Origin of the sequence: Stutzerimonas degradans (genome assembly GCF_024448505.1) — a bacterium.
GTDB lineage: Bacteria > Pseudomonadota > Gammaproteobacteria > Pseudomonadales > Pseudomonadaceae > Stutzerimonas > Stutzerimonas degradans.
Genome location: NZ_JAMOHV010000003.1, coordinates 123,523 through 142,765, shown reverse-complemented (window position 1 = coordinate 142,765; position 19,243 = coordinate 123,523). Strand labels below are relative to the sequence as shown.

At 61.0% G+C, this 19,243-nt stretch carries 19 protein-coding genes; 5 read left to right on the top strand and 14 right to left on the bottom strand.

The genetic code is table 11. The features are described 5' to 3' along the window. Complete coding sequence (locus tag NAV27_RS05795) at positions 1 to 3,753, top strand: pilus assembly protein (RefSeq protein WP_232249069.1); 3,753 nt, start codon at positions 1 to 3, stop codon at positions 3,751 to 3,753. Next, positions 3,750 to 4,190, top strand: coding sequence for a type IV pilin protein (locus NAV27_RS05790; RefSeq protein WP_102827647.1), 441 nt, complete (start codon positions 3,750 to 3,752; stop codon positions 4,188 to 4,190). Before NAV27_RS05795 ends, NAV27_RS05790 begins: the two co-directional genes overlap by 4 nt. A 76-nt stretch (positions 4,191 to 4,266) precedes the next feature. On the opposite strand, the gene ispH is transcribed toward NAV27_RS05790, so the two are convergent. The 6 genes from ispH to murJ all read right to left on the bottom strand — a co-directional run bounded on the left by ispH (position 4,267) and on the right by murJ (position 11,685). After that, entirely contained in the window at positions 4,267 to 5,211 is a 945-nt protein-coding gene (gene ispH / locus NAV27_RS05785) for a 4-hydroxy-3-methylbut-2-enyl diphosphate reductase (RefSeq protein ID WP_102827648.1), read from the bottom strand. Between the two features lie 106 nt (positions 5,212 to 5,317). Continuing rightward, a complete protein-coding gene (locus NAV27_RS05780) occupies positions 5,318 to 5,755 on the bottom strand; it encodes an FKBP-type peptidyl-prolyl cis-trans isomerase (RefSeq protein ID WP_043297990.1) in 438 nt (145 codons plus the stop codon). Beyond that, positions 5,748 to 6,251 (bottom strand): signal peptidase II, encoded by a 504-nt coding sequence (gene lspA, locus NAV27_RS05775; protein ID WP_102827649.1) that lies wholly within the window; start codon positions 6,249 to 6,251, stop codon positions 5,748 to 5,750. Before lspA ends, NAV27_RS05780 begins: the two co-directional genes overlap by 8 nt. A gap of 21 nt (positions 6,252 to 6,272) precedes the next feature. Then, complete coding sequence (gene ileS, locus NAV27_RS05770; protein WP_102827650.1) at positions 6,273 to 9,104, bottom strand: isoleucine--tRNA ligase; 2,832 nt, start codon at positions 9,102 to 9,104, stop codon at positions 6,273 to 6,275. Further along, positions 9,101 to 10,054: a bifunctional riboflavin kinase/FAD synthetase gene (gene ribF, locus NAV27_RS05765; RefSeq protein WP_102827651.1), complete on the bottom strand. Its 954-nt coding sequence runs from the start codon at positions 10,052 to 10,054 to the stop codon at positions 9,101 to 9,103. The genes ileS and ribF overlap by 4 nt, the downstream gene beginning before the upstream one ends. A gap of 83 nt (positions 10,055 to 10,137) precedes the next feature. Continuing rightward, positions 10,138 to 11,685, bottom strand: a complete 1,548-nt coding sequence (gene murJ / locus NAV27_RS05760; protein WP_102827652.1) for a murein biosynthesis integral membrane protein MurJ — start codon at positions 11,683 to 11,685, stop codon at positions 10,138 to 10,140. A gap of 221 nt (positions 11,686 to 11,906) precedes the next feature. Between murJ and rpsT the strand changes: the two genes are divergently transcribed. Continuing rightward, positions 11,907 to 12,185, top strand: coding sequence for a 30S ribosomal protein S20 (gene rpsT, locus NAV27_RS05755; RefSeq protein WP_003288018.1), 279 nt, complete (start codon positions 11,907 to 11,909; stop codon positions 12,183 to 12,185). A gap of 83 nt (positions 12,186 to 12,268) precedes the next feature. Here rpsT and NAV27_RS05750 read toward each other — a convergent pair whose 3' ends face one another. The 5 genes from NAV27_RS05750 to rplU all read right to left on the bottom strand — a co-directional run bounded on the left by NAV27_RS05750 (position 12,269) and on the right by rplU (position 15,935). After that, positions 12,269 to 12,733 carry a CreA family protein gene (locus NAV27_RS05750; protein WP_102827653.1) on the bottom strand — a complete coding sequence of 155 codons (465 nt, stop codon included), beginning with the start codon at positions 12,731 to 12,733 and terminating at the stop codon, positions 12,269 to 12,271. A gap of 7 nt (positions 12,734 to 12,740) precedes the next feature. Continuing rightward, on the bottom strand, positions 12,741 to 13,859 hold the full coding sequence (proB, locus tag NAV27_RS05745; RefSeq protein ID WP_102827654.1) for a glutamate 5-kinase: 1,119 nt from the start codon (positions 13,857 to 13,859) through the stop codon (positions 12,741 to 12,743). A 100-nt stretch (positions 13,860 to 13,959) separates the two neighbouring features. Beyond that, entirely contained in the window at positions 13,960 to 15,177 is a 1,218-nt protein-coding gene (gene cgtA / locus NAV27_RS05740) for an Obg family GTPase CgtA (RefSeq protein ID WP_102827655.1), read from the bottom strand. 153 nt (positions 15,178 to 15,330) lie between these two features. Continuing rightward, positions 15,331 to 15,588, bottom strand: a complete 258-nt coding sequence (rpmA, locus tag NAV27_RS05735) for a 50S ribosomal protein L27 (protein ID WP_008567431.1) — start codon at positions 15,586 to 15,588, stop codon at positions 15,331 to 15,333. A 35-nt stretch (positions 15,589 to 15,623) separates the two neighbouring features. Continuing rightward, a complete protein-coding gene (rplU, locus tag NAV27_RS05730; protein WP_003288024.1) occupies positions 15,624 to 15,935 on the bottom strand; it encodes a 50S ribosomal protein L21 in 312 nt (103 codons plus the stop codon). A gap of 242 nt (positions 15,936 to 16,177) precedes the next feature. On the opposite strand from rplU, the gene NAV27_RS05725 reads away from it, so the two are divergent. Both NAV27_RS05725 and NAV27_RS05720 read left to right on the top strand, forming a co-directional pair. After that, the gene (locus NAV27_RS05725) at positions 16,178 to 17,146 is read left to right on the top strand and encodes a polyprenyl synthetase family protein (RefSeq protein WP_102827656.1); all 969 of its coding nucleotides are present in this window, start codon (positions 16,178 to 16,180) and stop codon (positions 17,144 to 17,146) included. Between the two features lie 141 nt (positions 17,147 to 17,287). Then, complete coding sequence (locus tag NAV27_RS05720; RefSeq protein ID WP_102827657.1) at positions 17,288 to 17,515, top strand: PA4570 family protein; 228 nt, start codon at positions 17,288 to 17,290, stop codon at positions 17,513 to 17,515. A 33-nt stretch (positions 17,516 to 17,548) separates the two neighbouring features. On the opposite strand, the gene bamJ is transcribed toward NAV27_RS05720, so the two are convergent. From bamJ to NAV27_RS05705, 3 genes are all read right to left on the bottom strand, one after another. Beyond that, positions 17,549 to 18,166: a BamJ family beta-barrel-assembly machinery protein gene (gene bamJ, locus NAV27_RS05715; protein ID WP_043298001.1), complete on the bottom strand. Its 618-nt coding sequence runs from the start codon at positions 18,164 to 18,166 to the stop codon at positions 17,549 to 17,551. Positions 18,167 to 18,246: 80 nt separating this feature from the next. Further along, positions 18,247 to 18,735 (bottom strand): TIGR00645 family protein, encoded by a 489-nt coding sequence (locus NAV27_RS05710; RefSeq protein ID WP_008567437.1) that lies wholly within the window; start codon positions 18,733 to 18,735, stop codon positions 18,247 to 18,249. A gap of 162 nt (positions 18,736 to 18,897) precedes the next feature. After that, positions 18,898 to 19,239 carry a PA4575 family protein gene (locus NAV27_RS05705; RefSeq protein WP_043298002.1) on the bottom strand — a complete coding sequence of 114 codons (342 nt, stop codon included), beginning with the start codon at positions 19,237 to 19,239 and terminating at the stop codon, positions 18,898 to 18,900. Positions 19,240 to 19,243 lie beyond the last annotated feature (4 nt).

Genomic DNA, 19,243 nt, shown 5'->3' with positions numbered 1-19,243 from the left:
ATGATGCCGCTCGATAATTGCCACACCGTGGCCAAAGGAACGACCGTCAAGTGGCGAAAAGTAATGTTAGCCGGCTTCGCCTTATTCTGGACCCTCAGCACCGGATACGCCGCCGCTGAAATTTCTCAGACCCCGCTGTTGCTCGGTGGAGGAAATGTACCGGGCAACTTGGCATTGGTACCGTCTGTAGAGTTTCCAACTGTTATCAGTCTGGCCAATCTAGGGGATTACAACAACGCAACGACCTACACGGGATATTTCGATCCCAACAAGTGCTATTCCTTTATCGAGGAACAGTTCGATCACCCCCTGTTCGGCGCGGTGACGGTCGCGAGCGGTGGTGGTTACTTCACACCGGTCGCCTACACCAGCAGCACGGATCGCGACTGCGCGGGGCGCTGGGGCGGAAATTACTTGAATTGGGCGACGACGCAGACCATCGATCCATTCCGCAAGGCGCTGACAGGCGGCTACCGTGTCGTCGACACCACCTCCAAAACCATTCTGGAGAAAGCAACTCGGGCCGGACGAAACAGCTACTTTCCCGACCGTACCCTCTCCAGCGCCAACGCTGGAAAGATGACGCCTTTCGGGAGTGTTTCGGTAACTAGCTCATTGTATCAGGGCACTGACTTTCAGAAAAACAAGGCGGTGCGCTTCAGCTATGTTTCTGGTGGAAAGACAATTACGAAGTTCCACACAGTACGCGTTGAAGTCTGTAAAGAGGGGCTTCTGGAAAGCGACTGCGCGAAGTATGGCGAACATCTTTGGAAACCCGAGGGATTGCTTCAGCAATACGCCAAGGACATCCGTTACAGCGTATTCAGTTATCTCAACGAAGATGGCAACACTCGTAACGGCGGAATATTAAGATCCGCGCAAGGATATGTCGGCCAGACCAAACGCGAACCCGGCACCCCCAATGAACTCGATAACGAACTCAAGGAATGGTCTCCCGAAACGGGGATTCTCTATACTAATCCGCACGATGACAGTATCGGTAACAGCGGCGTAATCAATTACATCAACAAATTCGGCGAGCTGACTAACAGCCACAAATCGAACGACCCGGTCAGCGAGCTATATTATGCCGCGCTTCGCTACTTCCGGAACCTCGGTAACGTTGCGGCCTACTCCAGTATCACGAATGAAGCACAGCGGGACAAATTCCCTGTCATCACGAACTGGGCCGACCCGATCCAGTACTCTTGCCAGAAGAATGTCATTCTCGGCATCGGAGATGTATACACACACGAAGATCGCAACGTTCCCGTCACTGACGATGATCTCAACGTACAACAGTGGACACAGAAGGTATTCGACTTAGAAGGCATATCGAAGAGTGCAGCTGATGTCTTTACTGGTCGCGGCAACTCCGCTCACATCGCAGGTCTGGCTTACTTCGCCAACACCAGCGATCTGCGAGAAGATCGGAGCGGCAAGCAGACTCTTTCCACGCATTGGGTTGACGTTCGGGAAAACCAGACACTAGAAGCCAAGGCGTCCAACCAATACTGGCTTGCTGCTAAATACGGTGGCTTCAAGGCCCCGGACGATTACGAATTCGGCGATCCTCTACAGCAATCCTGGTGGTGGACGAATAACGAAACGCTTTCCACAGGCAACAAGCGCCCAGACAACTTCTATGTAGCCAGCGACGCCACCAAGATGGTCGAAAGCTTGAAGTTGGCGTTTGCCAACATCGCCAAAGATGTGCGCAGCACCACGGCAGCGTTGTCGACGAACTCCACTCGCCTTGATACGGACACGGTGGTCTTTCAATCCATGCTCGACAGCTCAGACTGGAGCGGGAACCTTCTTGCCAAAGCCGTCGACAGTGATGGCACTGTCAGCGCGACACCGAGCTGGCGCGCCGCGCAGAAACTGGATGCGCTGAGCAATGCACAAATGTCCACGCGCAAAATATTCACCTCGGCGCCACCGGTCGCGGATGCCGATACGGAGGCATTGCGCTCGACTACGGGACGAGACTTTACTTGGACCGAGCTAAGTACCGATCAGAAGGAGGCTCTGCGCCAGACCATCGGCGGGACATTGGCTGATGAGCAGCTCGGGCAAGATCGCCTGAACTTCATCCGTGGCAATCGCAGCCAGGAGCGCACGGACGCCTCACCGAACAACCCGTTCCGCCAGAGGGGCAGCCGGTTGGGTGATATCGCCAACTCGGATCCGCAATACATCTATAAGCAGAACTTCGGCTATGCACAGCTTCCGGAAAGCGCCGGCTTCACAGCCGCCACGAAGAGCGCTTACACCACTTTCCGCACGTCTTCAAGCTATCAGAATCGCCCACCGCTTGTGATCGTCGGCGCGAACGATGGCATGCTCCACGGATTTGACGCACGCCTGACGGCCTCAGGCGGCAACGAGCTCTTTGCGTACGTGCCAAACGACCTGATTGATGATTTGTACCATCTGACCGATCCGATCTACTCGCATCGCTATTACGTGGATGGCACTCCACGAATCGGCGACGCTTGGGTCGGTAATGCCTGGAAAACGATGGTGGTAGGCTCTTCCGGAGCCGGTGGTCGCAGCATCTTCGCACTAGACATTACCGATCCGGAGAATATGACCAGCTCCAGTGTCATGTGGGAGTTCAAACATCCAGAGCTCGGTTACACGCTGGGCCGACCGGCATTGGTCCCCTTGGCCAATGGTACGTTCGGAATAATCGTCACCAGTGGTTACGATCGCCCAACAGAAACCAGCACAGGCTACGTATGGATTCTTAGCGCTACCGACGGCAGTGTCATGAAGCGTTTCGACCTGCCGGACGCCGGTGATCTGGGGGCCCCGCTCGCCGTGGATCTGGACAATGACCGCGTCGCTGATCGAGTTTACGCAGGCGACACCAAAGGCAACGTGTGGCGTCTCGACTTGACTGGAAATAGCGCAAGTGACTGGGATGCGCCAACAGCGCTTCGAAGTGGTGATAGCATCGCCCCTCTTTTTATCGCCAAAGACGGCGGCGGAGAAAGGCAACCAATTACCGCGCCATTGAATGCCGCCTATACCAAGGACCGAGAAATCATGCTGGTGTTCGGGACCGGCAGTTTCTACCAGACCACCGACAATGAGATTCCCGACTCCCCACAAATCCAATCGTTCTATGGGGTAATCGACGCGGGCGCGCAAATTGACGGTCGGCAGAATCTGCTCGAACAAGAGATTCTGATCGAGGTCAGCAGCGAAAACCTTAGCGGCCGGGGCATCAGCCAGCAGGAGATGAGTGATCAACACAATGGTTGGTATCTCGACTTATCGTGGAAGGCAAGCAATGGCGGCCCCGGAGCGAAAGGTGAGCGGGTCATCTCGCAGGCACAGCTTGGCGGAAACAGAGTGACCTTTAGCTCGCTGATTCCCTCGGCCGATCCGTGCGATGCAGGGGGTACGAGCTGGATCATGAGCCTAGACTTGGCAACCGGGGGTCGTCTCGCCTACTCCTACTTCGATTACAACGGCGACGGCAAGATCGATCAGGACGACTATATCGAGATTGGCGATGATCAGGATCCGATTCCGGTCAGCGGCGTCGCCGACCCGGATGAGGGAGCTGTCAAAGGGACTATCGGACTGAACGACCGCGAATCCGGCAAACGCTACCTATGCTATGCCAGCTCGGCGGCAAGCACCGATGCCAATGGCGTGGTACCTGTCTGTATCGAAGTAATGGGCGACAACAACGATTCTAACCGTCTGTCTTGGAACGAAGTGAGGAACAGTCTTTGAAGACATTCGTACCGCACCAACGGCTAATCCGGGGATTCACGCTGATCGAACTGATGGTCGTCATCGCGATCATTGGCGTGCTCGCGGCGATTGCCTATCCGAGCTACCAAGAACACGTCCGCAGCGCCAAGCGTGCTGATGCACAGACGGCACTAATGGAGCTTGCACAGTTCATGGAGCGCTACTACACGAGCAACGGCCGTTATGTCGATGCCGCTGGGGACGGCCCCGATCTGCCATTCACCGAGGCCCCCCGTGACGGAGCCAGCAAGAGCTACGATCTCAGTCTGGCCGGCGCCACAGCCAGCAGCTATACGCTACAGGCAGTTCCCAAGGCATCCATGACGAATGATGAATGTGGCACGCTTACCTTGGCCAATACGGGGGCCAAAGGTCAGGATGCCGAAGCGACAGCAAGCAAATGCTGGAAGAAATAACGAACAACAAGCCCTCTTTACCCAAGAGCGCTGTTTTAAAAGCAGAGAGCGCCCGTAAGGGCGCTTTCTTACTCAGCTAGAGCGCCTTTACCCGCAACTCCTTCGGCATCGAGAACGTCACGTTCTCCGGGCGCCCTTCCAGCTCGTCCGTGCCGTCGACGCCCCACGCCTTCAATCGCTCGATGACCCCGCGCACCAGCACTTCCGGGGCGGAGGCGCCGGCAGTGATGCCGATGCGCTGGACATTCTCGAACCACTCACGCTCGAGATCCTCGGCACCGTCGATCAGATATGCCGGCGTGTTCATGCGCTGGGCCAGTTCGCGCAGGCGGTTGGAATTGGAGCTGTTGGGACTGCCGACCACCAACACCACATCGCACTCGTCGGCCAGCTGCTTTACCGCATCCTGGCGATTCTGCGTGGCGTAGCAGATGTCATCCTTGCGCGGCCCGCCGATGCTGGGGAACTTGCTACGCAGCGCATCAATGACCCGACTGGTGTCGTCCATCGACAGCGTGGTCTGGGTGACGAACGCCAGTGCCTCGGGATTGCGCACCTGTAGCCGCTCGACGTCCGCCTCATCCTCGACCAGATAGATCGCACCGCCGTTGCGCGCGTCATACTGGCCCATCGTACCTTCGACCTCCGGGTGTCCCTGGTGGCCGATGAGGATGCACTCACGCCCTTCCCGGCTGTACTTGGCCACTTCCAGATGCACCTTCGTCACCAGCGGACAGGTCGCGTCGAAGACCTTCAAACCGCGCTTGTCTGCCTCCTGGCGAACCGCCTGGGAAACGCCGTGGGCGCTGAAGATGACGATGACGTCGTCCGGAACCTGATCCAGCTCTTCGACAAATACCGCGCCGCGCTCTCGCAGGTCTTCCACCACGAACTTGTTATGCACTACCTCGTGGCGCACGTAGATCGGCGGGCCGAACACTTCGAGCGCACGGTTGACGATCTCGATCGCACGGTCGACGCCGGCACAGAAGCCGCGGGGGTTGGCGAGTTTGATTTGCATAGTGGGTCTCGGCGCGCGGAGCTTGAAAACGAAGGAGGAGTAACACTACAGCTCAGCTAATCCTGCAATCACAGTGGCCAGCGGATGCCCGCCAGCCCTGACCAGGTTAGACCGGGCGAACGTCGATGATCTCGACTTCGAAGGTCAGCGTCTTGCCGGCCAGCGGATGGTTGAAATCAACCGTGACCTGGCGCTCGTCGAACGCCTTCACCACGCCCGGCAGTTCGGTGCGTGCGGCGTCCTGAAAACTCACCATCAGGCCCTCGGACAGCTCCATGCCCTCGAACTGGCTGCGCGGCATCACCTGCACATTCTGTGGGTTGACCTGACCGAAGCCCTGTTCCGGGGCAATCTGCAAGGTGCGCTTGTCACCGGCTTTGAAACCGTAGAGCTGCTGCTCGAAGCCAGGCAGCAAGTTGCCGTCGCCCACCTTGAAGGTGGCAGGCTTCTTATCAAACGTACTGTCGACCAGCTCGCCTGTTTCCAGGCTGAGCGCGAAATGCAGGGTGACTTCCTTGTCCGGCCCGATGCGCTGTTCAGTCATGTGCGGATTCTCCGGTCTTGTTGCCCTTAAACATGTCCAGCGCCAGCATCAGGGCGCCCACGGTGATGGCACTATCGGCGATATTGAAGGCTGGGAAATACCAGCGGTTCTGCCAATGCACCAGGATGAAATCGACCACATGGCCCAGCACCACGCGATCGTAGAGATTGCCCAGCGCACCGCCCAGCACCAGCGCCAACGCTACTGCCAGCCAGGTCTCGCTGGCCTTCAGCCGCTTCATCCAGACCACCAGCACGACGCTCACGCCAATGGCGATCACGGCGAACAGCCAGCGCTGCCAGCCGTTGTGATCGGCCAGAAAACTGAAGGCTGCTCCGGTGTTGTAGGCCAACGTCCAGGCGAAATAGCCGGGGATGACATCGACCTTCTGGTACAGACTGAAATTGGCCTCGAACCAGTGCTTCGTGACCTGATCGACGACGATCACCAGCACGCTGAGCCAGAGCCAGGCGAGCTTGCCGAAACGGCTGGTCATTGCCGGGTCTCCGAAAACGCATCACGCATGGTGACGCACCTCGCCGGCACCTTCGATGTTTTCCACACAGCGGCCGCAGATTTCCGGATGCGCCGCATGGGTGCCGACGTCCGGCAGGTGATGCCAGCAGCGCCCGCACTTGGCGTATTCCGTCTTGCGGACCACCAATTTGAGGCCGGCCAGCTCGCTGTCCACCGCAGCGGCCGGTGCCTGCGCCAGAGGCGCGACTTCGACCGCCGAGGTGATCAGCACGAAGCGCAGTTCGTCGCCCAGTTTGGCCAGCTCGGTCGCCAGCGACTCTTCGGCGTATAGCGTGACTTCCGCCTGCAGGTTGCCGCCAATGGTCTTGGCGTTGCGCTGGTTTTCCAGTTCCTTGTTCACCGCGGCCTTGACCGCCATGACCTTGTCCCAGAATGCGCGATCGAGCTCGAAGCCTTCCGGCAGCTCGGTCAGCCCCTCGTACCAGGTGTTGAGCATCACCGACTCGTTGCGCTCGCCCGGCAGGTACTGCCAGATTTCCTCGGCGGTGAATGCCAGGATCGGCGCGATCCAGCGCACCAGTGCCTCGGCGATGTGGTACAGCGCAGTCTGGCAGGAACGCCGCGGCAGGCTGTCGGCACCGGTGGTGTACTGGCGGTCCTTGATGATGTCCAGGTAGAAACCGCCCAGCTCCTGCACGCAGAAGTTGTGCACTTTCTGGTAGACGTTCCAGAACTTGTAGGTCTCGTAGGCTTCCTCGATTTCACGCTGCAGCAACAGGGCACGGTCGATGGCCCAGCGGTCCAGGGCAATCAGCTGGTCGTTGGCCACCATGTGCTGCGTCGGGTCGAAGCCGTCGAGGTTGGAAAGCAGGAAGCGCGCGGTGTTGCGGATGCGCCGGTAGGCATCAGCGCTGCGCTGCAGGATCTGCGTGGACACCGCCATCTCGCCCGAGTAATCGGTGGCCGAAACCCACAGGCGCAGGATATCGGCGCCAATGCTGTCGGTGATTTCCTGCGGGGCAATGACGTTGCCGAGAGACTTGGACATCTTGCGGCCGTTCTCGTCCACGGTGAAGCCGTGAGTCAGCAGGCCGCGGTATGGCGCGTGACCATCAATGGCGGCGCCGGTCAGCAGCGACGAATGGAACCAGCCACGATGCTGATCGGAGCCTTCCAGATAGAGATCGGCGCGCGGGCCTTCGTCGTGGCCCATCGGATGCGAACCGCGCATCACGTGCCAGTGAGTGGTGCCGGAGTCGAACCAGACGTCCAGCGTGTCGTTGGTCTTCTCGTACTGCGCGGCCTCGTCGCCGAGCAACTCGACCGGATCGAGCTTGAACCAGGCCTCGATGCCCTCGCGTTCGACGCGCTGGGCGACCTGCTCCATCAGTTCGACCGTGCGCGGATGCAGCTCGCCGCTTTCCTTGTGCAGGAAGAACGGGATCGGCACGCCCCAGTTGCGCTGACGCGAAATGCACCAGTCCGGGCGACCGGCGATCATGCCGTGCAGACGCGCCTGGCCCCAGGCGGGAACGAACTGAGTCTGCTCGATGGCATCCAGTGCGCGGCGGCGCAGCGAGCTGCCATCGTGGGCAACTTTGTCCATGCCGACGAACCACTGCGCGGTGGCGCGGTAGATCAGCGGCGTCTTGTGCCGCCAGCAATGCATGTAGCTGTGCTGGATGGCTTCGTGCTTGAGCAGCGCACCGACTTCACGCAGCTTCTCGACGATGGCCGGGTTGGCCTTCCAGATGAACTGGCCGCCGAAGAACGGCAGGTCCGCGACGTAGACGCCGTGGCTCTGCACCGGGCTGAGAATGTCGTCGTTCTCCATGCCGTAGTGCTTGCAGGTACGGAAGTCATCCTCGCCATAGGCCGGCGAGGAGTGAACGATACCGGTGCCCGCACCGGTTTCCACGTACTCGGCCAGGTAGACCGGCGAGAAGCGCTCGTAGAACGGATGGCGGAAGCGGATCAGCTCCAGCGCGCGCCCTCCGCAGCGAGCGACGATCTCGCCGCTCAGGCCGTAACGCTGCAGGCAGGATTCCACCAGCTCCTCAGCCAGCACCAGCAGCCGCTCGCCGGTATCGACCAGCGCATAGATGAAATCGGGGTGAACGTTGAGCGCCTGGTTCGCCGGAATGGTCCAGGGCGTGGTGGTCCAGATCACGATGCTGGCCGGCTTGGCCAGCTCAGCAACACCGAAGGCAGCGGCGAGCTTGTCGGCATCTTCGACAGCAAAGGCAACGTCGATGGCATCGGATTTCTTGTCCTGGTATTCGACTTCCGCCTCGGCCAGCGCCGAGCCGCAATCGAAGCACCAGTTGACCGGCTTCAGCCCCTTGAAGACGAAGCCACCCTCGACCATCTTCGCCAGGGCGCGGATCTCGCCGGCTTCGTTGGCGAAATCCATGGTCTTGTAGGGGTTGTCCCAATCGCCGAGCACGCCGAGACGAATGAAGTCGGCCTTCTGCCCCTCGATCTGCTCAGCGGCGTAAGCGCGGCAGCGCTCGCGGGTCAGGTCCGCCGGCTGGTTCTTGCCGAAGGTGGTCTCAACCTTGTGCTCGATAGGCAGGCCATGGCAGTCCCAACCGGGCACGTAAGGCGCATCGAAGCCGGCCAGGGTGCGCGAACGGACGATCATGTCCTTGATTACCTTGTTCACCGCGTGGCCGATGTGGATGTTGCCGTTGGCGTAGGGCGGGCCATCGTGCAGGACGAACTTCGGGCGACCTTCGCCGATCTGCCGCAGCTTCCGGTACAGGTCGATGCTGTTCCAGCGCTGCAGAATCTCCGGCTCGCGCTGTGGCAGACCGGCCTTCATCGGAAATGCCGTGGACGGCAGATTGAGGGTCGCTTTGTAATCGGTCATTTCAGTCCTGACTCGTGGGTGAGTGAAGCCCGCCAATAATCACGGGCGGCAGCGATATCCGCATCTATCGCCGTCTTGAGTGCCTCCAGCGAGGCGAAACGCTGCTCGTCGCGCAGCTTGCGATGAAAGGTTACGCATACCCGCCGGCCGTACAGGTCGCCCTGGTAGTCCAGCAGATGCACTTCCAGATGCGGCTTGCCATCGCTTTCGACGGAGGGACGCGTGCCAATGTTGGCAACGCCGGTCAGTTGCTGGCCTTCCAGCTCCAGGCTGACCACGAACACCCCGTTCAGCGGCGTGCTGCGGCGCTTGAGCTGGATGTTGGCGGTTGGCGCGCCGAGCTGGCGGCCGAGCTTCTGCCCATGCATGACCCGTCCACCCAGGCTGAACGGCCGGCCCAGCAGCGCCTCGGCCGCCTCCAGATCGCCGTCAGCCAATGCCTGACGCACGCGCGTGCTGCTGACCCGTTCGCCATCCACCTCGATGGTGGTGGCCGCCTCGACGGTGAAGCCCTCGGCAGCGCCGGCCTTGCGCAGAAAATCGAAGTCGCCGGCGCGGTCGCAACCGAAGCGGAAGTCGTCCCCCACCTCCAGATGACGCACGCCCAGGCCCTGCACGAGCGTGGCATGAACGAACTCGGCGGCACTCAGTTCGCGCAGGCGCCGATTGAAGGCCAGGCACAGCACCCGGTCGACGCCCTGCTCGCTCAGCAGGCAGAGCTTTTCGCGCAGACGGGTCAGGCGCGCCGGCGCCTTGTCCGGGGCGAAGAACTCACGCGGCTGTGGCTCGAAGATGACCACGCAGCTGGGCACCCCCAATTCGGCCGCACGCTCGCGCAGACGCGCCAGGATGGCCTGATGCCCCCGGTGCACGCCGTCGAAGTTGCCGATGGTGGCGACGCAACCCCGATGCCGGGGGCGCAGGTTGTGAAGGCCTCGAACCAGCTGCATACGCACTTCTTGCTTGAAAAGTGGCCGATTATACGCATGTGCGGAGCATCCCGGACAGGTTTGCTCCCCACCGCCCGGTGCGATCAGTGGCGAAAATGCCGCGGTCGCAGACCGAGCATCACCAGGCCGGCGACGAACGCCGCCAACCCGGCACAAATCAGCAGCGTCAGACGCAGCGCCCGCTGCTGCCAACCCCAGGCGAACCATTCTGACGAGGGCACATTGAGCCACCAGACCACCGCCACCATAGCGGCGCAGCCGCCAGCCAGGCGCAGCGCAAACAGCCACCACCCGGCGGCGGGTCGATAGACGCCGATCTTGTAGAGCCCCCAGAACAGCAGGAACGCGTTCAGCATCGACGACAGCGAGGTCGCCAGCGCCAGACCGACGTGCTTGAGCGGCCAGATCAGGATCAGATTCATCACCATGTTCGCGACCATGCAGATGATCGCCACGCGCACCGGCGTCTTCAGATCCTGACGAGCGAAGAATCCCGGGGCCAGCACTTTGATCAGCATGAATGCCAGCACGCCGAGCGAGTACGCCTGCAACGCGCGAGCCGACTGGACCACGGCTTCCTCTGTCATCGCCCCGTAAAAGAACAGCCCGGCGATCATCGGCTCGGTAAGGATGCCGAGCGCCAGCGCGGCAGGCACGCCCACCAGCAGGACCATCCGCAGCGCCCAGTCGAGCGTGGAGGAGAACGCCTGCGGATCGTCACTGGCATGCTGACGCGACAGACTGGGCAGAATCACCGTACCGATGGCGATACCGAACGCGCCCAACGGCAACTCGGACAGGCGGTCGGCGTAGTACAACCAAGAGACACTGCCGGTCTGCAGGAAAGAGGCCAGCACAGTATCCAGCAACAGGTTGATCTGGCTGACCGACACACCGAACAATGCCGGCACCATCAGCAACATGATCCGCCGTACCCCTTCGTCGCCCGGCTTGAACCTGGGCCGGGGTAGCAATCCCAGCTTCGCCACGTAAGGCAACTGGAACGTCAGCTGGGCAAAGCCGGCAATGAATACCCCCCAGGCCAGCGCCATCACCGGCTGATCGAAATACGGCGTCAGGAACACCACCGACACGATCATGCAGACATTCAGCAGCACGGGAGTGAAGCCGGGTACAGCAAAATGCCCGTAGCTGTTGAGCACGCCGGAAGTGAAAGCGGTCAGCGAAATCAACAGCAGATAGGGAAAGGTGATTCGCAACAGCTCGCCGGCCAGCTGCATCTTCGCCGGATCGTCATGAAAGCCCGGCGCGAATACCATCACCACATAGGGCGCAAACAGCACGCCCACGGCGGTCAGGCCGGTCAGCACCAGACCGAGCATGCCAGCCGTGCGATCGACCAGCTGCTTGACCTCCGCCAGGGAGCGCTTGGCGCGATACTCCGAAAGCACCGGCACAAACGCCTGGGCGAAGGCTCCTTCGGCGAAAAGCCGGCGCAGAAAGTTGGGAATCTTGAAGGCAATGAAGAAGGCATCCGCCGCCGCCCCGGAGCCAAAATAGCTGGCCACGACCATATCGCGTACCATGCCCAGCACGCGCGACAGCAGCGTCATGACACTGACCACCGCGCTGGAGCGCAACAATCCGCCCTTGCCGTTGTTTTCGGACATCAGTCTTTCCTGGAATCGCAGCGGGTATTCGGCATGGCGCGGCGCGTCAGCCGGTTCGTTGGCCAGATACGACACGCAACGAGGCGGCGAGTTTAGCCGCCGCCCACCTGTCCGACCAGCCTCGCGACCTCTACGACATAGGCTTGACAAGCGCGCGACGCATCGGCATGATTCGCGGCCTTATTTGCTTTGCAATCCCCACGTTTTCGAGGAGTTCGACGGTGGCCAACAGCCCTTCCGCCAAAAAACGCGCAATTCAGGCTGAGAAGCGTCGCAGCCACAACGCCAGCTTGCGCTCCATGGTCCGCACCTACATCAAGAATGTGGTCAAGGCCATCGACGCCAAAGACCTGGACAAGGCCCGCGCAGCCTACACCGCAGCCGTACCGGTCATCGACCGCATGGCCGACAAAGGCATCATTCACAAGAACAAAGCTGCTCGTCACAAGAGCCGCCTGAACGGCCACATCAAGGCCCTCGGCGAAGCTGCTGCAGCCTGATTACGCTGCAAGTTCTTTGAAAAAGCCGGCCTAGCGCCGGTTTTTTCATGTCTTCGCTTTTGTCTTAGGCGCCGCCAGCCCAATCAACGGGCAGTCGGCCAGGGCAGCACAGGGATCGCCGTCACCGCATTCTGCGGGCTACCCTCAATCACGCGATCGCTATAGACCAGATACACCAAAGTGTTGCGGGACTCATCGAAGAAGCGCACCACCTGCATGGTCTTGAACACCAGCGACGTCCGCTCCTTGAAGACCACCTCACCATCCTCGAGCTTCTCGGCAAAGCGAATCGGCCCGACCTGACGACAGGCGATCGAGGCCTCGGCCCGATCCTCAGCCAACCCGAGTCCACCTTTGATTCCGCCGGTTTTTGCGCGCGACAGATAACAGGTCACACCCGCAACTTTAGGATCGTCGAAAGCCTCGACCACGATCTTGTGATTCGGCCCGAGCCACTTGAATACCGTATCGACCGAACCGATTTCTTCCGCCATTGCCAGACCCGAAAACGCCAGCCCCGCCGCCAGCCCCACGAAAGCCGCACGCATAGCCACCTCAGACCAGAATCATGTTGTCGCGATGCACCAGCTCCGGCTCATCGACATAGCCGAGCAACTTTTCGATCTCATCCGATGGGCGCCCGAGGATTCGCTGCGCCTCGGCAACGCTGTAATTCACCAGCCCGCGCGCAACCTCCTCGCCCCGCGGACCGACACAGACCACCATCTCACCGCGACGAAAACTGCCCTGCACCGCCTTCACGCCAACCGGCAGGAGGCTGCGATTGCCCTGGCGCAGCGCATACACGGCCCCTTCATCCAGCGTCAGAGTACCGCGCGTCTGCAGGTGCCCCGCCAGCCACTGCTTGCGCGCCGCATGCCGACTGCACTCCGGCGCGAGCAACGTACCCAGGCGTTCGCCAGACTTGAGCCGCGCAAGCACCTGCTCGATGCGCCCGCCGACAATCACGGTATGCGCACCGGAGCGCGCCGCCAGTCGCGCCGCGCGCAACTTGGTCTGCATGCCGCCGCGCCCCAGCGCACCCCCGGTACCACCGGCAACGGCATCCAGCGCCGGATCGTCGGCACGCGCCTCACTGATGAGATTGGCATCAGGATTGGTCCGAGGATCAGCATCGAACATGCCGTCGCGATCGGTAAGAATGACCAGCAAATCGGCTTCGACCAGATTGGCCACCAACGCAGCAAGCGTGTCGTTGTCGCCAAAGCGGATTTCGTCGGTGACTACGGTATCGTTCTCATTGATGACCGGCACCACACCGAGATCGATCAGCGTGCGCAGCGTGCTGCGCGCATTCAGGTAGCGCTTGCGATCGGAAAGGTCGTCATGAGTGACCAGAATCTGCGCAGTCTGTTGATCGCAACGCGCAAAACTCGACTCCCACGCACGGATCAAGCCCATCTGCCCGACCGCCGCAGCCGCCTGCAACTCGTGCACCGCCTTCGGCCGCGCCGCCCAACCCAGACGGCTCATGCCGGCAGCCACCGCGCCAGACGACACCAGTACCAGCTCGACACCGGCAGCACGCAAGGCCACCATCTGATCCACCCAGACGGCCATTGCCGCCTGATCGAGACCACGCCCATCGGCGGTCAGCAGCGCACTGCCGATCTTCACCACCCAGCGCCGCGCACCGCTCACCTTGTCCCGCATCGTTCCCGCCTTGTCATTCGGCCAAAACCTTTCCGGGGCGGCCGCGCATGAGCACGCCTTCCCGACTTCTCACCCGAACCTGCTTGCCGTGCGCCCGAACTCAGCGCACGTAGAAGATCTCGGCACCACCCTCGCCATCATCGTCGTCATCGAAGTCGTCATCATCGACCTCGTCTGCCGCCTTGACCCCCGCGCGACGCAGCGCACGCTGGTCATCCAGCTCCTGCAGACGCGCACGCGCCTCGTCCTCGATCTGACGATCGAGTTCGGCCAGCGCCTCAGCATACTGCGGGTCCTCCGCGATGCGCAGCGTACGCTCATCGAGATAGCGCATGATGGCCTGAGCCAACGCCTCGGTACCGTCGCTTTCCAGCGCCGAGATCACAAACACCGGCCCCTTCCAGTCCAGGCGCTCGACCACCTGACGCATGCGCTCTTCGCGCTCCTCGTCGAGCAGCTGATCAGCCTTGTTCAGCACCAGCCAACGATCACGCTGCATCAGCGCCGGACTGAACTTCTCCAGCTCATGCAGGATGATCTCGGCGGCATCGGCCGGATCACTGCCATCCGGCGGCACCATATCGACCAGATGCAGCAGCAGACGGGTGCGCGCGAGGTGCTTGAGGAAGCGAATGCCAAGCCCGGCGCCCTCTGCCGCCCCCTCGATCAATCCGGGAATATCGGCGATCACGAAGCTCTTGTAGCGTCCCACGCTGACCACACCGAGATTCGGCACCAGAGTGGTGAACGGGTAGTCGGCAACCTTCGGCTTGGCCGCGGAAACCGAGCGAATAAAGGTGCTCTTGCCAGCGTTCGGCAGCCCCAGCAGGCCGACATCGGCCAACACTTTCAGCTCCAGCTTGAGATCACGCGCATCGCCCGGCTTGCCCGGCGTGGTCTGCCGCGGCGCACGATTGGTACTGGACTTGAAACGCGTATTGCCCAGCCCGTGCCAGCCGCCCTGCGCCACCAGCAGACGCTGGCCCGCCTTGGTCAGATCACCCATGATTTCCTGGGTCGCTGCATCGATGACCGTGGTGCCCACCGGCACCGGCAGGATCAGATCCTCGCCCTTCGCACCGGTACAGTCGGTGCTGCCACCCTTCTGCCCGTTCTGCGCATGGAAGCGACGGGTGTAGCGGTAGTCCACCAGCGTATTGAGGTTCTCGTCGGCCTCCAGGTAGATTGAGCCACCATCACCGCCATCGCCGCCGTTGGGGCCACCCTTTTCGATGAACTTCTCACGCCGGAAGCTCATCATGCCGTTGCCGCCGTCGCCGGCCTTTACAAAAATCGATACTTCATCGACGAATTTCATGGGAACGCCTCCCGTCACAGGACGGGCTTAGGAAACAGAAACGTAAGGATCTTGCAAAAACGCCTGAGCCACACAGCCCTTTGCAAGAGCCTCACAGGATACAGAAACAAAAAAGCCCCGTCGCATGACAGGGCTTTTCCAGCAACGCCGCAGTTAGGCTGCGACGACGCTCACGTAGCGACGGCCAAAAGCGCCCTTCACTTCGAATTTGACCACACCTTCGACCTTGGCGAAGAGCGTGTGATCCTTGCCCATGCCAACGCCATAACCGGCGTGGAACTGGGTGCCGCGCTGGCGAACGATGATGTTGCCGGCCTTGATGACCTGGCCACCAAACATCTTCACACCAAGGCGTTTGCTTTCAGAATCGCGACCGTTGCGGGTACTACCGCCAGCTTTTTTGTGTGCCATGAGTTCAATACTCCTGTAGGGGGATTCAGGCCCGATTAGCCCTGAATACCGGTGATTTTGACCTCAGTGAACCACTGACGGTGGCCCTGACGCTTCATGTGGTGCTTACGACGACGGAACTTGATGATGGTGACCTTGTCATGGCGACCCTGGGCAACCACCTCGGCGGTAACCTTGGCACCATCGACCACCGGAGCGCCGATCTTCACGTCGTCGCCGTTGCCAACCAGCAGAACGCGGTCAAAAGTGACAGCTTCGCCAGTCGGAACTTCGAGTTTTTCAATCTTGAGGTATTCGCCTTCGGCAACCTTGTATTGCTTGCCGCCGGTCACGATAACTGCGTACATCTGTGTATCTCCGTTAATCCTGCTCACCCAGCGCTTTATAGAAGGTATTGGTAGCTGGCATGGCTGCATGGGGCCGGATGAGACGCCCGTGCAATTGCGTAAGGCAGGGAAATGCCCGTGGGGAAAGTTCAGGGTCCGCGATTGTACGCACGCGACAGGGGTGACGCAAGGCCCGGTGGCGCTCGCCTTGACAGTGCCAGAGCCGGCTCATAGCATGCCGCGCAATCTGCGAGGAGTCCCTGATGCAACCCCAGTCTTTCTACCAGGTAGTGGCCGACGATTTTGCCGCTGTCGACGGCATCATTCGCAAGCAACTGACCTCGCGCGTTCCGCTGGTGGAAAAGATCGGGGACTATATCACCTCGGCGGGCGGCAAGCGTCTGCGCCCGCTGCTCGTGCTGCTCAGCGGCAGCGCGCTGGGGCATCAGGGCGATCAGTTGCGTCTGCTGGCGGCAATCATCGAGTTCCTGCACACCTCAACACTGCTGCATGACGACGTAGTCGACATGTCCGGCATGCGCCGTGGCCGCTCGACGGCCAATGCCCTCTGGGGCAATGCGCCGAGCGTACTGGTGGGCGACTTCCTCTATGCCCGCTCGTTCGAAATGATGGTCGAACTCGGCTCGATGCCGGTGATGCGCATCATTTCCCAGGCGACCCGCGTGATCGCCGAAGGCGAAGTGCTGCAACTGTCGAAGGTTCGCGACGCCAGCACGACCGAAGCCATCTACATGGAAGTGATTCGCGGCAAGACCGCGATGCTCTTTGAAGCATCCACCCATAGTGCTGCTACTCTGGCGGGCGCGACTGCAGAGCAATGCGAAGCCCTGCGCACCTTCGGCGACCAGCTCGGCATCGCCTTCCAGCTGGTCGATGACCTGCTGGACTACCAGGGCGACGCGGAAACCCTGGGCAAGAACGTCGGCGACGATCTGGCCGAAGGTAAACCAACGCTGCCGCTGATTTACACCATGCGCGAAGGCACCGCTGAACAGGCCGAACTGGTTCGTCGCGCAATTCAGAAGGGCGGCGTCGAAGATCTGGAAAGCATCCGCAGCGCGGTCGAAGCCTCGGGTGCACTGGCCTATACCGCACAGCTGGCACGCAACCATGTCGAGCGCGCCATTGGCTGCCTGGAACTCATTCCCGCCAACCACTACCGCGACGCGCTGGTGGAACTGAGCCGTTTCGCCATCGCCCGCACTCACTAAGCGAGCCACCTTCGCGCCAGTCGGCGCTAGCGAAATCCAATCCCTCCTTTTCCAGACCACCCTTCGCACGGTGGTCTTTCTGCGCTTGCACTCCTGCGAATAACAATTATTCTCATTAATACATTCAACTGGAGGTGCCGCATGACTTATCTGATCGATGCCTGGCTGGACCGACCACAACCCTACCTGCGCATACTCAACCGGCAAACGGGAACAGTCTGCGTATCGCTGGAAGGCGAAGCTCTGGAGGAACTGCGCGAGCAGGGAGACCTGGATCTGCACGAGCTGAGCACCAGTGAACCCTGTGTGCTCAAGGAACAGGTACGCAACCTGTTCCTGTACAGCTATGCCCGGGCCTTGCGCCCGTAGCGAAGCGAGGCGGCAGGAACTGCCGCCTGCGAATCAGAGCACGTCGAGCAGCTCGACATCGAACACCAGCACGCTGTGCGGCGGGATGCTGCCGACGCCCTGGGCACCGTAGGCCAGTTCGCTGGGCACGTAGAGGCGCCATTTGCTGCCGGCATTCATCAGCTGCAGAGCCTCGGTCCAGCCAGCGATCACGCCACCGACCGGAAATTCGGCCGGCTGGCCGCGCTCGTAGGAACTGTCGAACACGCTGCCATCGATCAGGGTGCCATGGTAATGCGTGCGCACGTTGTCTTCGCGAGTCGGTCGAGCGCCCTCACCGGTCACGAGCACTTCGTATTGCAGGCCGGACGCCAGCACCGTGACGCCGTCACGCTGGGCATTTTCAGCCAGGAAGGCGCGCCCCTCGGCAGCAGCCGCCTCGGCCTTCTGCTGCGCTTCGGCCTGCATGCGCTCGCGAATGACGGCGAAGCTGGCGTTGAGTTCCTGCGGACTGACCTGGCTGGCAGCTCCGGCGAACGCATCGCGAATACCGGCGATCACCGCATCCAGGCTGACCCCCGGCGGCGGGTTGTCGCGCAGCTGATCGCCCAGCTGGCGGCCGATGCCGTAGCTCACGCGGGTTTCGTCGGTAGAGAGGTTGAGTTCGGTCATGCCGAGGCTCCGAAAGGCGAAAAAGGGTCGCTAGCCTAGCACAGCTCGCCGCCCTCTCCGCGCCTGCGACCCAGACGACGTCAGTGCTTGGTGAGCTTGTCCAGGTAGCCCATGACGAACGCCGAAAGCACGAAGGTCAGATGAATGATCACGTACCACATCAGCTTCTCGCTCTCCAGCTGCTGGGCGTCCATGAACATGCGCAGCAGGTGAATCGAAGAAATCGCGACGATGGACGCCGCGACCTTCATCTTCAGCGAGCCGGAGTCCATCTTGCCGAGCCAGTCGAGCTTCTCCTTGCCCTCGGCGATATCCAGCTGGGACACAAAATTCTCATAGCCGGAAATCATCACCATCACGAGCAGACCGCCAACCAGCGCCATGTCGATCAGCGACAGCAGCTTGAGGATCAGTTCGGCCTCACTGAGCGCGAGGATCGCCGGCAGGATGTGAAATATTTCCTGGAAGAACTTGATCGCCAGCGCCAACAGCGCAAACGCCAGACCGAAATAGATAGGCGCCAGCAGCCAGCGCGCCGCATACATGGTGTTTTCAAGAAAGCGTTCCATGAGGCTCTCACAACCAGGGAGGAAATTCGGCTGGCGAGTATACGCAGCACGAAATGACGGACAAGTCGAGGATGTGCCGCGATATTACGCTGTGGATAACAGCCCGAAAGAACCGACACTGTTCAGGCGCCGCCGCTGCGCGAGCATGACCCGCACGGCGTGTCATCTCTCCGGCTGGGACTCCCACCCGCCCAGGAAGCGCGCCTGATTGGCGTTGACCCGGCGCAGCTCGGCTTGCATGTGCAACTGCCAGATGGCCGGATCCTCGGAGGGGCAATAGCCCTGCCCCTGCAGGTTGCTGGCGATCATCTCCAGCACCGACTCGGCCATGCGCGGTCCGCGGAACGGACCCTGCACCTTTATCGCTGTGGGCTGCGAATCGGCCAGACCGGCCGCACAGAGCAGCGTCCACAGACCGTTACCGCCCGCCAGCGGGCGGATCATGCATTCGATACGGGTCACCAGACCCAGGCATTGACGATTCAGGCATAGCGCGTGCGACATGGCG